The sequence below is a fragment of the Paenibacillus sp. 05T425 genome (genome assembly GCF_056396205.1).
Genome location: NZ_JBFTLA010000016.1, coordinates 1 through 16499, shown reverse-complemented (window position 1 = coordinate 16499; position 16499 = coordinate 1). Strand labels below are relative to the sequence as shown.

At 52.5% G+C, this 16499-nt stretch carries 13 protein-coding genes; 10 read left to right on the top strand and 3 right to left on the bottom strand.

Going from position 1 to position 16499, the window contains the following annotated elements:
• Nucleotides 1-193: 193 nt before the first annotated feature.
• Both helD and AC1DF0_RS27235 read right to left on the bottom strand, forming a co-directional pair.
• A complete protein-coding gene (gene helD, locus AC1DF0_RS27240) occupies nt 194-2593 on the bottom strand; it encodes an RNA polymerase recycling motor HelD (RefSeq protein WP_477576455.1) in 2400 nt (799 codons plus the stop codon).
• A 744-nt stretch (nt 2594-3337) separates the two neighbouring features.
• Nucleotides 3338-4225: a LysR family transcriptional regulator gene (locus tag AC1DF0_RS27235; protein ID WP_477576453.1), complete on the bottom strand. Its 888-nt coding sequence runs from the start codon at nt 4223-4225 to the stop codon at nt 3338-3340.
• Nucleotides 4226-4359: 134 nt separating this feature from the next.
• Between AC1DF0_RS27235 and AC1DF0_RS27230 the strand changes: the two genes are divergently transcribed.
• The 6 genes from AC1DF0_RS27230 to AC1DF0_RS27205 all read left to right on the top strand — a co-directional run bounded on the left by AC1DF0_RS27230 (nt 4360) and on the right by AC1DF0_RS27205 (nt 10928).
• Nucleotides 4360-5859 (top strand): carboxylesterase/lipase family protein, encoded by a 1500-nt coding sequence (locus AC1DF0_RS27230; RefSeq protein ID WP_477576451.1) that lies wholly within the window; start codon nt 4360-4362, stop codon nt 5857-5859.
• Nucleotides 5819-6973, top strand: a complete 1155-nt coding sequence (locus tag AC1DF0_RS27225; protein ID WP_477576449.1) for an AbrB family transcriptional regulator — start codon at nt 5819-5821, stop codon at nt 6971-6973. The genes AC1DF0_RS27230 and AC1DF0_RS27225 overlap by 41 nt, the downstream gene beginning before the upstream one ends.
• A gap of 18 nt (nt 6974-6991) precedes the next feature.
• A complete protein-coding gene (locus AC1DF0_RS27220) occupies nt 6992-7702 on the top strand; it encodes an SDR family NAD(P)-dependent oxidoreductase (RefSeq protein WP_477576447.1) in 711 nt (236 codons plus the stop codon).
• Nucleotides 7703-7812: 110 nt separating this feature from the next.
• A complete protein-coding gene (locus AC1DF0_RS27215) occupies nt 7813-8457 on the top strand; it encodes a ThuA domain-containing protein (RefSeq protein ID WP_477576445.1) in 645 nt (214 codons plus the stop codon).
• A gap of 86 nt (nt 8458-8543) precedes the next feature.
• A complete protein-coding gene (locus tag AC1DF0_RS27210) occupies nt 8544-9341 on the top strand; it encodes a tryptophan-rich sensory protein (RefSeq protein ID WP_477576443.1) in 798 nt (265 codons plus the stop codon).
• Between the two features lie 390 nt (nt 9342-9731).
• Nucleotides 9732-10928: a copper amine oxidase N-terminal domain-containing protein gene (locus AC1DF0_RS27205; RefSeq protein WP_477576441.1), complete on the top strand. Its 1197-nt coding sequence runs from the start codon at nt 9732-9734 to the stop codon at nt 10926-10928.
• 78 nt (nt 10929-11006) lie between these two features.
• On the opposite strand, the gene AC1DF0_RS27200 is transcribed toward AC1DF0_RS27205, so the two are convergent.
• On the bottom strand, nt 11007-11870 hold the full coding sequence (locus tag AC1DF0_RS27200; RefSeq protein ID WP_477576439.1) for a helix-turn-helix transcriptional regulator: 864 nt from the start codon (nt 11868-11870) through the stop codon (nt 11007-11009).
• Between the two features lie 264 nt (nt 11871-12134).
• Here AC1DF0_RS27200 and AC1DF0_RS27195 point away from each other — a divergent pair, with 264 nt between their 5' ends.
• From AC1DF0_RS27195 to AC1DF0_RS27180, 4 genes are read left to right on the top strand one after another with little or no spacing between them, the layout of a single operon-like run.
• Nucleotides 12135-13274, top strand: coding sequence for an LLM class flavin-dependent oxidoreductase (locus AC1DF0_RS27195; RefSeq protein WP_442052655.1), 1140 nt, complete (start codon nt 12135-12137; stop codon nt 13272-13274).
• An 18-nt stretch (nt 13275-13292) separates the two neighbouring features.
• Nucleotides 13293-14603: an ABC transporter substrate-binding protein gene (locus AC1DF0_RS27190; protein ID WP_477576438.1), complete on the top strand. Its 1311-nt coding sequence runs from the start codon at nt 13293-13295 to the stop codon at nt 14601-14603.
• 4 nt (nt 14604-14607) lie between these two features.
• Nucleotides 14608-15480, top strand: a complete 873-nt coding sequence (locus AC1DF0_RS27185) for a carbohydrate ABC transporter permease (RefSeq protein ID WP_477576436.1) — start codon at nt 14608-14610, stop codon at nt 15478-15480.
• A gap of 21 nt (nt 15481-15501) precedes the next feature.
• The gene (locus AC1DF0_RS27180; protein ID WP_442052652.1) at nt 15502-16317 is read left to right on the top strand and encodes a carbohydrate ABC transporter permease; all 816 of its coding nucleotides are present in this window, start codon (nt 15502-15504) and stop codon (nt 16315-16317) included.
• Nucleotides 16318-16499: the final 182 nt, after the last annotated feature.

Below are 16499 nucleotides of genomic sequence, written 5' to 3'. Positions count from 1 at the left end.
GGTAGTACCGACGCAGAATTGAATTTTTGGAGGATTTGTGAGTCGGTACTTACACAAAATCGGCAAAATGGGTAAAAGTAATAGCTAGTTTGTTGGAAGAATGCTCTATAGTCAGCTAGTCCAGTAAACCAGACAACAAGAAAGGCTCTTGGAGCGCGAATCGCGGTCCAAKGGCCTTTTTTGTTCATGCCTGTTATACCAAGCCTGGATTGCCGGCGGCTGCAGCCTCTTCCCGCACCTCGACTCGGACGTAAGTGTCGTCCGGCTGCGAAGCGGCGAATGGCGTCAGCTCGCTGATGGCGTAAATATGGAGCAGGTGCATCGCGCGCGTGCATGCCGTATAGAACAGCTTGCGTTCGCTCTCGCGGGAGTACTGTTTCTTCGAACCGTTATAAATGAGGACGGCGTCGAATTCCACGCCCTTCGCCAAGTAAGCGGGAATAATATGCACGCCTTTCTCGAAGTTCGGCGTCGTCTTCTTAATGAGCCTTGGCGCAACAGGCAGCAAATCTTTAAGCACCTTAAAGGCTGCCTCGCTTTCCTTGGCCGTCTTGCATATGATCGCGACGGATTCATACCCTTGGTCGATTAACTTATGAACATCGGCAGCCAGCGACTCGTGCAGAATCGAACGTTCCTTCACGAGCGTGACGGCAGGTTTCTCGCCGCTGCGGTTGAATGGCACAATATGTTCGCCGCCCGGCACCATGCCGCGCGTGAACTGAACGATCTCCTGCGTCGAGCGATAGCTGCGGGTGAGCGAGATCAGCTCCGTCTGCTCGGGTCCGTACAGCGCATAAAGCGGTCCTGCATCCTGCAAGGCGGAGGAGTGGGCGTAGATCGCTTGATTGAAGTCGCCCAGCGCCGTCATCTTCGCCCGCGGGAATAACCGCCGCAGGAAGGCGAGCTGGAACGGCGAGTAATCTTGCGCTTCATCGATGAATACGTACCGGATGCCGTTGTTCGAGTGGAAGCCGAGCATGAGCTCGCGCAAGTACAAGTAAGGCGTGGAATCCTCATAAGCCAGCTCGCCCTCTTTAATGCGATTAATCGTTTGGCTGCTTAATTCATGCCAGCGAGGCGGCAATGACACATCGCCAACTAAGCGGCTCGCAAGTGAATTATTGCGGAACAGCTCGCAGTAGAGGCTCGTCGTATCGACGAAACGAAGCGCCTTAACCCACTTGCGAAGCGGCTTCAGCTTGCTGCTCACGACCATGCGGGCCATAATGTCCCGTTCGCTCATCGTATTATCCGATGATGATGGATCCTCGTCGCCGCCCGTCAGGGCTAGATACCGTTCATACGCCTGCTGATACTGATCCTGATCGAGCAATTCGATTTGCTCCTCGACCCATAACTCTCCATACTGCTCCTTGCCATGCTTGGCAACAGCCTTGAGCACCCAGTCGCGCAGCAGAGCGAGACGGTTCGCCAGCGTGATCGATCCGTCGTAGCTATAGAATTTTCCTTTCAATTGACTTGCGGTAATGACCGCTTTGCCGCGGAAAGGGATGGATTTGAAGATCATTCCTTCATGCAGCAGCAATTCCTTATAGGAAGTAATTAATTGCATGAATTGATCGGAAGACTTGAATTGAATGCCTTCCATGCGGGCATCGTAACCCGGCTCGGCTGCCGACGAGAGCACGTATTCGAGCTGCTCGAACGGATCCTCCAGTTTGAACTCGTGCCCGAGCCGGCGCTCCAAGTATTCCTGGAATGTTGCCTGCACCATATTCTCCTCGCCGAGCTCCGGCAATACGGTGGACACATAACTATTGAACATCGGGTTCGGCGAAAATAAAACGACTTGATCGGCGCTGATCTGCCCGCGATATTTGTAGAGCAAATAAGCAACGCGCTGAAGGGCAGCCGACGTCTTGCCGCTGCCCGCGGCTCCTTGAACGATGAGAAGCTGACTGCGGTCATCGCGAATAATGCGGTTCTGCTCCTTCTGAATCGTCCCGACGATGCTCTTCATCTGGCTATCTGCGCTGCGGCTCAGAACGGCTTGCAGCAATTCGTCGCCGATCGTTATGCCCGTATCGAACATGAACCGGATTTTGCCGTCGCGAATGCCGAACTGTCTTTTGAGAGTAAGCTCGCCTTCGATCTCGCTGTTTAAGCTGCGATAGGAAGCAGGACCGGGTGTGCTGTCGTAATATAGATTCGAGATCGGCGCACGCCAATCGTAGATTAGAAATTCGTTGTCGTCCTTATCAAGCAGGGACGCAATGCCCAAGTAGATACGCTCCGGCTCGCTTCCGTGCTCGGCGAAGTCGATTCGGCCGAAATATGGCGACTGCAGCAGCTTGCGAAGCTTCTTAATTTCTACTGCCGTATTTTTGTGCCGATGCTCCCTCTCGAACAATACCTCGGATTGCTGCCGCATACTAATGGACGTTTCCCCAAGGTCAACCTCTTCCATAAAGTTCATCGTGACCTCATCCCAGAACTCGCGCCGCATTTCTACGACGTCTTTGCGCACGAAGCCGACTTCCTCCTCGATTTTGGCGATTCGCTCTTCGATGATGGACGTAATCTCGTCGACTCTCTGCTGCTCGCTAGCCCAGTCTTGCTCTTTGCTCAATGAAGCCACGCTCCTAACCTTGCTATTAATGATAATTAATGATGGATGAATGATATTTGAAATATCAGGATATGCTCATTATTTGCTAAATGGCCGTATACCGCCGTTCAACGAGTCTATCTTATTGTTTCCACAAAATCAACCAAAGCGCGAGGTGACTATTACATGCCGCGCGGAAATAAGTGTATACTGCCATTATAACGAGCATTCGGGATAAAAGGAGCGGTTTGAGGTGCGCAACGCGATGTACGAGCTGGTGGAGACGGTGTGCGAATGAGGGGGAAATGGGCCGTTCCGTTGCAGAAACTGCAACGGAATAGGTGTAACGAGCCGCCGGTGAACGATGGTAAATGAATAACCCCGCAAAGCGTTGATTAAGCGCTTTGCGGGGTTATTCTTCGTTGTTTAGGAAATTATGGAGCTCGAAATGGGAGGTAAGCTCCTACACGGCATGAGGCGGTACGCTCCAAAAGTCAGCTAATCCGCAATAGTGTCATTCTAGGCAACTAATTAGTCTTATACCAAGCGAGCCACCTGTTTAGTTCGATATCAGGCAACTAAACGGGCTAGTTTGGTGAATGGGTGGCGAATCGGCCGAATTAGTTCGATGAAAGGCAACTATCGAGCTCGCAACCGTATGGCAACTAAGATTAGTTCGACGAAATGTACCTAATGAGCCATGTACCCGGCGGATAATTAACCGTCGGCCAGTACGATAATTTCCTGTTAGGTGATTTTGTTCTTTTACTGGCGTTGATCGTTAATGGTCTTAAACAGCTCGATCGTAAAGTCCTTGAACGTTTTCGTCGCGTTAGACATATAGCGGTTGCCTCTCCAAGATAGGTTAATATCGCGGTGGCTTTCCGGCTTCTCGATCGTGACGGGGACGATACTGGGGCTCAGAATGGACCGCTGCGTGATGGAAGGAATCAACGCGATGCCGACTTTAGCCTGCAGCATGACCTTCACCGTCTGCACGCTGTCGCTCTCGAACACGATATTCGGTTGAAAGCCGGAGAAGTGGCAGAGGCTGTCGGAGAGCGTCCGTATGCTCGCGCCTTTCGTATAGCTGATGAAATTGTATTCGGCAGCCTCGCCGAGATGGATGCTTTTTCGCTTGGCCAGCGGGTGGTCGGCATGAACCGCGAGCACCAGATCTTCTTTGAGCAAGAGCGTATTGTTCAGCTCCGGATAATGCGACGGCGTAGCCGATATGCACAGATCCCAGTCGTTCGACAGAAGCGATTCGTCCTTGTCCCTGCGCACCAGTTGCAGATTGATTTTCGGGTAAATTTTATAAAAGTTGATGAACAGATCGGGCATCAGGTTGGATGCCGCAAGGATAAGCAGCCTTACTTTCCCGCTAGGCTCCTCGGTAGCATCCTTCAGCTCCAGCAGCGAATCGTCAACATGGTTAACGATCGCGATGGCATGCTTGTAGAACTTCGCTCCGTGCTGGTTCAATTGAATCGATCGGCCTATCCGGTCGAATAGCAGCACGCCGACCTCCTTCTCCAGCAAGGCAATTGTCTTGCTGATCGAGGGCTGCGAAACATGGCATTCATCGGCCGCGCGCGTAATGCTGCCGCACTGGGCAACCTTGCAGAAATACCGTAATTGCAACAATTCCATAACGATCCTCCTAACAGATTCATAACCTTCAGGCTATGTTTGATATGAATGATTATGTATTAGACGTTTAGAACGGTCAAGACTATACTTGGTCTCAAGCAAGGCAAAGCGTGCGGCATGAAGGGGGTGAGCGTGTGATTGTGGAGACGCGTTACGGCAAGATACGAGGACACCTCGATAACGGCATGCTTTCGTTCAAAGGGGTCTCGTATGCGAGGGCTCCGGTCGGAAGCTTGCGCTTCCAACCGCCTCAAGCGCCGGAAGCATGGGACGGTGTTAAGGATGCAACGAAATACGGCAACCGTGCTATGCAGCAGACGCAAGAGGAAGGCTTCTCCTATTCGGAGGACTGCTTGAACCTGAATATATGGACGCCGGCGGCAGACGGCAGCAAGCGGCCCGTCATCTTCTTCATTCATGGGGGAGGCCATGTGGAGGGCTCGAATTCCGACGCATTTTACGCCGGGCACCGGCTTATTAGGAGCAAGGATGCCGTCATGGTGTCGCCTAATTATCGACTGGGCGCATTCGGTTATCTCTATTTGGGCGATATTCTTGGTGAACGGTACGCCCAGTCCGGCAATTGCGGCTTGCTTGATCAGCTGTTCGCGCTGCGATGGGTGAGGGACAACATCGCTTCGTTCGGCGGCGACCCGGACAACATCATTCTGATGGGGCAGTCGGCAGGGGGCAAGTCGGTCGCGAATCTGATGGTCACACCGCTAGCGCGGGGCCTTTACAGCAGGGCCATTATCCAGAGCGGGGGCGTGCAGTGCATTCGAGACCGCGCAACGGCAATGGAACTGGCGAACCGCGTATTGCGGCCGCTTGGCATAGAGGGGCGGAAGGACGCAGACGCTGCGGAGGAAAGGCTGCAGCGTCTGAAAGCCGAAGAGCTGCTGGCTGCACAGGTTGAAGCGTACGCGCAGTTCTCGTCAGCCCATCTGTTCGGCCCGGTCATCGATGGGCATGTGTACCATGAAACGCCCGAAAGCTACATCGGCTCGGGCAAGCTGGGCTCTACGCCGGTGCTTATCGGCTATGCCCGAGAGGAGCTGACGCCGGCAGAGGCAGATCCTGCATTCGACGAGGCAGACGTACCCGACAAGCTTTTCTACACCTACGGCAACCACGGCGAAGGGCTTCTCGAAAAGTATAAGCAGTTCGCCCATCAAGCTCATCCGAGCATCGCCTTCGGCAAGCTGCAAACGCAGTATGTGTACGGCAATGCGAGCATCTCGCTTACGCAGCTGCTTGCGGAGAGCGGCTGCGAGGTGTGGTGCTACCGCTGGGATTTCGAAGGCCGCGGCTTGCCGAACCATTCCTCGGAAATGCCTTATCTGTTCGGAGTCAGCACGGCGGAGCGCGAGGACGGTTATGATCCCGAGCATGCTTACATGGATGAATGGATGAACGAAGCCTGGATGGCTTTCGTGATGAAGGGCAACCCGAATCATCCGGCGCTGCCATACTGGCCATCCTGCAGCTCGGGAGAAATCGGTTATCGGCTGCTGCTGGACGAGAGGCCGATTGTCGAGCCGCTTCATCTGCATGCGTATGATAAGCGGTTTCCGATGCAAGTGATTTCATTAAATGAAAGCGGTTCATCGCGGGCGGGAGGAATACAGAATTGACGACATGAGCAGCTCGCTTCAAATGATCATTACTTTTTCAATCGCGATTGCAACGGGCTGGCTGGCCAAGCGGTTAAAAATCCCGGCAGGCGCTTTGGTCGGCGGCATGATCGGCGTATCCGCCTTTCACGTTCTGACGGGAGCGGCAGCAGTCCCGGGTTTGGCAAGACCTATCCTGCAAATGGCAGGAGGGGCACTTCTAGGCCATGCGATCAGCAGATCCGACTTGTTCAACTTAAAGAGGCTAGTCAAGCCGGCACTACTGCTTATACTCGGTCTGATCGTCATCAATATCGTTCTGGGCTACTCGCTCTTCAAGCTCAGCCATCTCGATCTGACGACGGCAATGTATGCGGCCGCGCCGGGCGGCGTATCGGATATGGCGCTGATTATCGAGGAGATGAACGGCGATACGACGACCGTCTCCATTCTGCAGATTTTCCGGTTATTCAGCATCTATTTGCTGTATCCGCCCGTGTTCAAGTTGTTGGCCAGAAAGTTTGAACGGAAGCCGAGACCGAGACACGGGCAAGAGCGGGACAGCGCGCTGGGAGCAGCAGCCCGGGAGATAAGCGCGGCCTCGGAAGCGCCGAAGCGGCGTTGGCGTTGGTCGCCTGCCGCCAAAGAGCAAACCGGAAACTTCGCGCTAACGATGCTTTCCAGCTTGTTCGGCGGTCTGCTGTTCATCCTCTTGAAGGTGCCGGCTGGCGGCATGGTCGGAGGCGTATTATTCAGCGGCATGTTCAATGTCCGAACGGGACGGGGTTACGTGCCGAAGAAATTCGGATTTTTCCTTCAAGCCGGGGTCGGCGCCCTGATTGGCTCGAACATGACGAAGGAAAGCTTAGTCGCAGTTAGGCATTTGATTATTCCGATTCTGATCATGACGGCGGCGCTTATATTGTTCACGGTTATTTTAGGCTATGCGATGTTCAAGCTGACTTCGCTGGACATTACGACTAGCGTGCTGGCGATTACGCCGGGCGGCATTCAAGAGATGTCGATGATCGCAAAGGATCTCGGCTGCGATACGACGCCGGTCGTCGTTATGCATACGGTTAGGCTTGTCGCGGTTATCTGCATTTTTCCAAGCGTCATTATGATGCTCCTATAGAAAGGATGAACGACAAACATGAACATTCTCATTACCGGCGCGGACCGGGGCCTCGGCTTCGGCATGACGGAAGGGCTGTTGAGGAGCGGGCATACGGTATACGCCGGACAGTATTTGAACGAATGGAATGAGCTAGAGCAGCTTAAGCAGAAGTATCCTGAAACCTTGCATCTTATTTCGCTGGACATTGGCAGCCAAGAGAGCGTTGACGAGTCCAAGCGACGGATCACGCAAACAACGGATCGGCTCGATGCCATCATCAACAACGCGGGGGTCAACGGGCGAAGCTCGGATGATGAACCGCTCAAGCAGAACTACGAGACGATGCTGGCGGTGTACAACATCAACGCGATCGGCGCGATTCGAGTGACGGAAGCCTTCCACGACATGCTGGAGAAGGGGAGCGGGAAACGGCTGATGTTCATCTCCTCCGAGGCGGGCAGCGTAACGGAGAGCAGCAGGACGGACTTCTATTCCTACTGCATGTCCAAGGCCGCGCTCAATATGTACGTCAAAATCCTGTTCAACCGTCTGCGGCCGGACGGCTATCGGTTCCGGCTGTATCACCCGGGCTGGATCAAGTCTTATATGGGCGGTCAGCTATCCGACCGTGGGGAGCTGACGATTGCGGAAGCGGGCGAGCGTGCCGTTGACTATTTCTTTGATCAGCAGGTGGACGAGGAGCAGCTTGTGCTTCGCGGTTACAATGGACGTATTTTATCTTTTTAAAAATATAAGAAAGTATAAAATTTTTTATACTGTGCTTATAAATTAGAAAGGGATAGCCCCGTGTCGCTCTAAAGCGGTACGGGGCTGTCCCGCGGAGAGGATGAAGGGTAATGAAACAACGCCGATATAAGGCGCTTGCGCTAGGTCACTATACGGATGCGAGGTACCATCCGTTTAACGATATCGATAAGGAACTCGAGTCCATCTTCGAGGGCCGTTTGCAGGTGGAGAGTACGGATCAATACGAACGATTGAATACGGAGGAGCTGTCTTCGCACAGGCTATTCATCTCTTACACGGAATTTATGAGGGAGAAGCCGCTGCCAGCCGATCAGGTTGCGGCGCTGCTATCGTATGTGGCAAGCGGAGGCGGTTTGCTTGCTATTCATAACGGCATATCGCTGCAGAGAAACTATGAGCTGGCGAGTATGTTGGGGGCTGCGTTCACGGGTCATCCCCCATTTACGGCGCTGCCGATCGGGATCAGCGCGCCTGATCACCCGATCATGCAAGGGATCGATGCCTTCACGGTCGATGACGAGCCGTATCGGTTCGCGTTCAATCCGCTTCAGCGGACGACGATATTGGCCGAATACGAGCATGAAGGAGAGAGATGGCCTGCGGCATGGGCGCATGAATACGGACTTGGCCGAATCGTCTACTTGATGCCTGGACATCAGTTATCGGCCTTTAAGGTGGACATGTACCGCAAGCTTATTCTGAACGGCGGATTGTGGGCGGCACGAATCGAGTAGCTGTCAAAAGACAAGGCCCCTATGAATAAATACCGGACAAGATGGGTATGTATCAATCATAACGACTCACCGAGAGGGTTGATGGGATGAGGGTTCTAAATGCGGCTGCGCTAGTCTTGGTTATTGTCATGAATGTGTTGGCAGATCGACTGCCGCTTGGCGGCAAAACGACGGGCGAACTTTCCGCGCAGTATCCGGTATTGATTACACCAGCCGGTTACGCATTCGGCATATGGCTTGTCATTTATGCGCTGCTGATCGCTTTTGTGGTCTATTCCTTTACCAAGAAGGGAAGGGAGAGCAAAGCCGTTCAGGCGGTCGGCATCTATTTCATCCTTAGATGTCTATTCAACGTTGCTTGGCTGCTGGCTTGGCATTATGAATATGTGAACAGCAGCGTATTCATTATGCTCGCGCTCTTGTTATCGCTTATCGCCATTTATTTGAGAATCAACTCGTCCGGTGTGCGGACGGCTGCAACAAGCTCCGATCGCTGGCTGGTGAGGCTGCCCTTCAGTCTCTACTTAGGCTGGATCAGCGTGGCAACCATCGTCAATATCGCATGCGCCCTGTACGCCGCCGAATGGCAGGGTTTCGGCTTATCCGAGGAAACGTGGGCGATCATCATGCTGTCCGTCGCTTTCGTATTAGCTATATGGGTTGGTGCGACTAGGCGCGATCCGGTCTTCATGCTCGTCTTCGTCTGGGCATTCGTCGCCATCTTCGTCAAGCAGCAGCAGGCGCACACCGCCGTCGCCATCTTCGTCAAGCAGCAGCAGGCGCACACCGCCGTCGCCATCACCGCTATCGTTCTAGCCGGCATTATTGCCGCTTGTTCGGTTGTGGTCACCTTAAGGCACCGAAAAACGATGCAGCATAAATAAAATTTACATAATACTATAAATGAAAAAGCGACAGCAAGGACGAGTAAATCTCGTCTTTGACTGTCGCTTTTTTCTGTTTATTTTGGAAACTATTCCAAAAACAAATCGTCTATGTAGATGACGTGAAGGAGTTAGCGGACAGAGACTGCTATGTTGGATTTCTGCAGGATAGAGAGTGCCTAGGAGAGTCTATTGGTTGCTATAATGGATATTTGCATCAACTACTCTCTTGATTGACTTGTATGAGGCTTATCCAAGGAAAGTTAATGCAGATATCCAACATACAGTCCGAATGGCCCTAAAGGAGCAAAAGTTAATGCAGATATCCAACATAGCCGCTGCTGCCCTAAGTCATGTCATCAAGAATACGAAAGGAAGTGGACTATTTCTATGATGAAGCGCCATATCGGAGCTGCGATTTTAATGGGATGTTTGATCATCAGCGGTTACCCGGGATCGCAAGCCTATGCCAATACCACTACATATGCAGATTCAGCGAAATCCATCTCCGCACCGATTACAGTATCTTGGAATGGGAGTCAATTGACTTTAAGCCATGCTCCGGTCATGAGAAATGGGAGAGTGCTTATTCCGATTCGTGATTTATCCACGCAGTTTGGAGCTCAAGTAAACTGGAATGGCACAAGCCGACAAATTACAATCGTGCATCCCGATTCGACCGTTGCATTTATTTTGGGATCAAAAACGTACGTTCTGAACGGAAAGCAAGCAAATTTCGACGTTCCGCCGACAACGATTAATGGCGTTACCTATATGCCGCTGCGCTTCTTTGCCGCGCTTATGAATGCCGACATCAAGTGGAACGCGAAAAGCAGTACGGTCGAAATCGGGTATGAGCAGAGTCTCCATACCGCGGTTGTTGGCCATACAGCCGTGTGGCTGGATACAGACAGCAAAACCCTGTATTATTCGGATAACTTTAAAACGCCGGTGGCGATCAAAAATGTCGTTCAGGAGCTGAAGGGCAGCTGGGGAACGGTGTCCCTTCAAGCGGAGAAGCTGGGAGAAAGCTTGCTGGTTACCATAAAAGATAATTACGGAGAGCCCCATATTAACGATCAGATTACAAGCGCAATCATTAAGGACGGCGCTATTGTTGCAAGATCGAGCGTTCTGTATAGACATAATGTCGACAATGAAAAAAGCATTAGCACCGTTAACGGAAACGCGGTCATGCTTGACCAAGCGGTTCTGAAGCTCGTACAGCCCGATGGTAAGGCTGTCAGCAGCTATGATCTAGCGGAAATAACGGGCCTTAATACCGTCTTTACCGTTGAAGCAGTTTACGACGATTATTTGCTTATTCGTACGCATGATACGAGAATGTTAATGGGTATTCAGTTGTCCACCAAGGAATTCGTCTACTTGTACAAACAATTATATTCCGAGAAGGAGCAGCAGTTGTTGGAGGGTTGGGGGCCTTTAGAGGCGGATTACCCAGGTGACCAGCTTACTCTGCTTCATCGCCAAGGAAACGTCATTACTTTCTCTCGTCAAGCCGTAAAAGCTTACTACGGCGGCGGTTGGGAGGCCCTTACTACTTCGTATACGATTCCTCAGAAATAGATCAAGCAGCCCTCATCATGATCGTATGATGAGGGCTTTTTGTCGCTCTGATGTAAAAATAACGGAAAATACGTTAATTTATTGTTCCCCTTTTCGATAAATAGCCGGAGCGATGCCCATCTGCTTCTTGAATGCTTTGGAGAACGAGAACAAGTCGGGATAGCCGACGGAAAGCGCAATTTCGGACAGCTTATAGTCGGTCTGCTTCATCAGCAGCACCGCCTCGTTCATTCGCAGCTGCTGCACATATTTCATTGGCGACTGGCCGAAAGCGCGATGAAACGACTTGGACAAGTGAGTACGCTCAATGCCGATGTAATCGGCTACGCTCTCGATTGAGATGCCGTCAGCATAGTGAATCTCGATGTAATCCTTCGCTTGCTGCAGCCAGGTGCCGGAGGATGCTGCATGAGCTTTCGGACCGCTCGGCGGAACGGTTAACACATCGAAGATACGATGGAATACAGATAGCCGAGCGAGATCGGAGTGCGGCCGTTCTTTATTGGTGACGAGCTCGAAGAAGCCCTCCATGGCTTGAAGCGCTTCGCTTGTAAGTCCGCCCCGCATATGCGGGCTGTATGGCGTTAGCCCGATTCGCTCCAGCAGTTGAAGCGCATGCTTGCCGTCGAAGGCGAAGAACGCCTTGCGCAGCAGCGCCTGCTCGGAGGTGTAATATTCATGCGTCACCTGCGGGAACAAGCAATAAATATCGTTCGGACGCAGCGCATACGTCTGGCCGCCTTGATGGAAGGTGCCTTCTCCTTCAATTACGGCGATTAAATAATAATAGGGCGATATACGGGGGCCGATATGATAGTTCGGTTTGGCCATATTCGCGCCGAGTCGGATAGGCCAAGCCGCGCCTGCTTTCTCGAAGGACGATGGCGTGAAATAATGAATTTCCAACAGCTCGTGGTTATCCTCTCTCATCTGCTCGAACATGGCAACCGCTCCTTTTACACCTGCATTTAAAATCAATGAAACCACAAAATGACAAACGATTCAACATACAAATTGACATTGACCCGCATCAGCTTGATTGATATTATTCAGGTAACAAATTAATCCGATAAGGTTTGTTGGTTATCTTCCGGACAACTGGCGGTTCAACGATAATCGCATCGCAAGCGTTTGTGGTTGCAATCTATTTCATATGAGATACCATTCTTTACTTCACGATAACGAAGCGTAAAGGGGACAACAGCAATGAGTAATCAGACAGGGGCACAAGTAGAATTCGGCTGGTTCATTCCAACGAACGGAGATGGACGATACATCGGCGTTAAGCCGGAGAGAGAGCCGTCGCAGCAATATTTCGTAGAGGTCGCACAGGCTGCCGAGGAAGCGGGTTATGAGTTCGCGTTAATACCGGCCGGCGGCGAATGTTGGGATGGATGGATCGTTGGATCTTGGGTCGCATCCGCAACAAAGAAGCTGAAGCCGCTTATCGCGATGAGACCGGGACTGATTACGCCGGTACTGGCTGCGCGGATGGCCTCCACGCTGGATCGGATGTCGGGAGGAAGAGCGCTCATTAATGTCGTGACCGGTCATTACCCGGCTGATCTAAAGGCAACGGGGGATCCGCTTCATGGAAGCCATGATGAGCGGTATGAACGGACGAAGGAGTTTCTTGAAGTCGTTAAGGGCGTATGGCAGCAGCCGGAATCCGGAGCGGAAGGCTTCAATTACGCCGGCCAGCATTACGAAGTGGAAGGCGGCGTAAGCAAGCCGGTGCCGCTCCAGCAGCCGCATCCACCGCTTTACTTCGGAGGCAGCTCGGAAGCGGGCAAGCGCGTAGCCGCCGAGACGGCCGATGTGTACTTGATGTGGACCGAGCCGCTCGATTGGATCGAAGGCCAAATTGCCGAGATGGAGACCTACTTGGCTGAGCTCAAGGAGAAGAAGGGCATCGACCGCAAGCTGCGCTACGGCATTAGGGCGCAGGTAGTCGTACGGGAGACCGAAGAAGAAGCTTGGGCAGCCGCTTGGAACATTCTTAGCAAAGCCGATCCCGAGCAGTTGAAATCGAAGGAAAAGCTGCACTCGAAGACGGATGCGCTGAATCAAAAACGTCAGATGGACCTGTTCAGCGGCTCGAAGGAGCAGAATTATGTCATTGGACCGAATCTGTGGTCGGGCTTGTCCGCTATTCGCGGGGGCGGCGCCGTCACATTCGTTGGCACGCCGGAGCAAGTATCCGATCGCTTGATCGAATTCGTCGAGGCTGGCGTAACGTCGTTTATTTTGTCGGGTTACCCGCATTTGGAAGAAGCCCGTATATCGGGCGAGCTATTGTTGCCTCTTGTGAAGCAGAAGCTGGCCGCTAGAGGCATCCATACTTAATTTATCGGAGGAATGGATATGAGACAAATTCAGATTAAGAAACCGCAATTGGCATTATTGGCGCTTATGCTCGTACTAAGCACGGTGCTTGCAGCTTGCGGCTCTAATAATACGAATACAGGCAATAAACCGGGTGAAACTGCGGCTGCTCCGGGAGGCGAAGCCGAAGGCGGCAAGCCGGTCACGATCAGCTTCATTCACTGGCGCGGAGAGGATGCGGCGGTGCTCGACGAGATTATTAAGAAGTTTGAAGCCGAGCATACGAACATCAAGGTAGAGACGCAAGTATTCCCGTCCGATCAATATCAATCGACGGCGCAAGCCAAGCTGCTTGACGGCTCGGTAGGCGATGTGTTCGCATCGTTCCCTGGCGCGCAATTCGAAGCGATCGCGAAGGCGGGGCTATTCACCGATCTGAGCGGCGCCCCGTTCGTAGCCAACTTTACGGATACACTCATTAAAGCCGGACAGAAGGATGGCAAGCAGCTGGCGCTGCCTTACCAGCTCGTGTATAACATTCCTATCTATAACGTGAAGCTGTTTGAGAAATACGGCATCGAAGTGCCGAAGGATTGGGATGGCTTCCTTGCGGCAGCCGAGAAGCTGAAGCAAGAAGGCATCGTGCCGATTGCATTCCCGGGCGCGGATATCGGACCAGGCCAGTTCATGAACCCGATGGTCATGAACAACGCGCCGGACGAGGCGATCTTCGAGAAGCTCGAAGCTGGCGAAGCGAAGCTGACCGACGAGTGGTGGGTGAAGACGCTGACTCAGTTCAAGGAGCTGAACGATAAAGGCTACTTCCAGAAGGACGCGCTCGGAACGAAGGGCGACGCTGCAGGTGCGCTGTTCGTACAAGAGAAAGCAGCTATTTTGGCAACGGGCTCTTACCAGCTTGTAGGCAATAAGAAAAACAATCCGGAGCTTCAACAAGGCCTGCTCGCACCGATTACGGTACCGGCTGACCAAGCCGTGTTCGAAGGCATTCATACGACGACGTTCATGCTGGCGGTGAACAGCAAGTCGAAGCATCCGGAAGAAGCGAAGACATTCATCGAGTTCCTTAGCCGCCAAGACATTGCGGGCGAATATGCGAACGGCACGGGTCAGAACGTAACGATTAAAGACGTAGAATATACAAGCGATGAATTAAAAGCAGTCGCGGAGTGGACGTCGAAGAATACGCGCTTCCAGCCGCGCTTCACGATCAAAAACGCGGAAGTTCAAAAAGCGGTTACGAGCTCCATTCAAGCGGTGCTTGGGGGAACGGATCCGGCGAAAGCTGCGGCGGATGCACAAACGATCGTCGATCAGCAGATAGGCAAGTAAGGACATGAAGAAGAATCTGAAGCTGTTACCGTTCTTCTTGCCTGGCGTGGCGCTATATTTGGCGCTCTTCCTTTATCCGACGGTAACGGGCTTCTATTATTCCTTGACCGATTGGGACGGCTTATCGCCGTCCTATCAGTTTATCGGCGCGGATAATTACGGCAACGTGGCCAAGGATATTATTTTTCACAAGTCGATCGTGAATAACATTAAGTTCATGGCCGCCGTCGTCGTGCTGCAGACGGTCGTTTCGCTGCTGCTGGCGCTTCAGCTGTCGAAGCAGACGAAGGTGAACGTCGCGCTGCGATCGCTTTATTTTGTGCCAACGATATTGTCGTCGGTGTCTGTCGGTTTTATTTGGACATTCGTCTACGATCCGTCGCTCGGCATGCTCAACAATGCGCTTGAGGCCGTCGGCCTGTCCTCCTGGACGCAGAACTGGCTCGGCGACGCAGGCATTGCGATCTTCTCGATCGCTGCGGTGCAAGCGTGGGCGCATATCGGACAGATGGTTATTCTGTTCGTTGCCGGCCTGCAGGCAATCCCCGAAGAGCTTGTGGAATCCGCGAAGCTTGACGGAGCGACGAAGCTGCAGCTGTTCTGGCGTGTCATCTGGCCGTTGCTTGCTCCGGCAGCAGCGATCGTCGTATCGTACACGACGATTCAATCGTTCAAGGCGTTTGATCTCGTCTTCACGATGACCGGCGGCGGCCCGGCGTATTCAACCGAAATATTGTCGACCTATATTTACAATTCGGCATTCATGAACTATACGTTCGGCAAGGCGTCGACGGCGTCCGTATATTTTCTCATTCTGATTTCGCTCATTACGTTTCTTCAGTTCCGCGCGCTGCGGACGGATCGTGTATCTTACTAGTAGGCAGGCAGGTGGTATGGTTTGGCGTTCAAATGGTTAGGAAGATTGCTGCTGCTCCTGTTCGCGGCCGCGATTATCGCTCCGCTGCTTATCGTATTGTTCACGTCGCTTAAGACGACGCCTCAGTTCTATGCAAGTCCGCTGGGATTGCCAAAGTCGCTGTCGTTCCATAATTACAAATCGTTGTTCGACGGACAGCCGATGTGGGGATACTTCCGCAACAGCATCGCCGTTACGTTAAGTACCGTAGCGCTGGAGCTGATGCTTGCAGGTTTCATCGGGTACGGCATTATGCGCTCGGGAAAAAGAGTCGGAGCAGTCGTATTCGGCTTATTCGCTGTCGGTCTTATGGTGCCGTCGCAGGTCAATATGATCCCGATCTACTCTTTCGTCCATAAGCTAGGGTGGAGCAATTCGCTTACGGGGCTCGTTATCGTGTCGGTATCCGTTTTGCTGCCGCTATCGGTGTTCATGCTGACGGGCTTCATGAAGACGCTGCCTAAGGAAATATTGGAGGCCGGCGAGATCGATGGCGCAGGGGAATGGACGCTGCTTGCGCGTATCGCGCTCCCGCTTAGCGCCCCATATCTTGCAGCGACGGCTGCATTCCTATTCGTCATTGTATGGAATGATCTCCTGTTCCCGATGCTGCTGCTTAACGGCAAGGATAAGCTGACGCTTCCGCTTGCGATGCTCCAATTCCGCGGCGAATATATTACCGATTATCCGGTGCTGCTGGCCGGTGTCGTAACCACGGCATTGCCGATGATCGTTTTGTTCGTGTTTTTGCAGCGCTACTTCATATCCGGCGCGCTTGCAGGCTCGCTCAAGGGATAGCTTCATTCATACGATAAGGCCAACCGCCTCGGGTGATATGCTCCCCTTTAGGTAGACAGGTGAAATAATAAAAACCTGTTTATCAAGGGGAGTTTTTTCATGTCTCAAATAAATGAGTACTGCGGGGAAGAGAAATTAGCCATTCTGAAGGAGTATGAAGCAGGACGGGGATCACGAAGTGA

Coding starts and splice junctions, on each gene's coding strand:
- AC1DF0_RS27235 (WP_477576453.1), bottom strand. CDS start 4,225: ATGGAATTGTTGCAATTACGGTATTTCTGCAAGGTTGCCCAGTGCGGC.
- AC1DF0_RS27225 (WP_477576449.1), top strand. CDS start 5,819: ATGAAAGCGGTTCATCGCGGGCGGGAGGAATACAGAATTGACGACATG.
- AC1DF0_RS27220 (WP_477576447.1), top strand. CDS start 6,992: ATGAACATTCTCATTACCGGCGCGGACCGGGGCCTCGGCTTCGGCATG.
- AC1DF0_RS27215 (WP_477576445.1), top strand. CDS start 7,813: ATGAAACAACGCCGATATAAGGCGCTTGCGCTAGGTCACTATACGGAT.
- AC1DF0_RS27210 (WP_477576443.1), top strand. CDS start 8,544: ATGAGGGTTCTAAATGCGGCTGCGCTAGTCTTGGTTATTGTCATGAAT.
- AC1DF0_RS27205 (WP_477576441.1), top strand. CDS start 9,732: ATGATGAAGCGCCATATCGGAGCTGCGATTTTAATGGGATGTTTGATC.
- AC1DF0_RS27200 (WP_477576439.1), bottom strand. CDS start 11,870: ATGTTCGAGCAGATGAGAGAGGATAACCACGAGCTGTTGGAAATTCAT.
- AC1DF0_RS27195 (WP_442052655.1), top strand. CDS start 12,135: ATGAGTAATCAGACAGGGGCACAAGTAGAATTCGGCTGGTTCATTCCA.
- AC1DF0_RS27190 (WP_477576438.1), top strand. CDS start 13,293: ATGAGACAAATTCAGATTAAGAAACCGCAATTGGCATTATTGGCGCTT.
- AC1DF0_RS27185 (WP_477576436.1), top strand. CDS start 14,608: ATGAAGAAGAATCTGAAGCTGTTACCGTTCTTCTTGCCTGGCGTGGCG.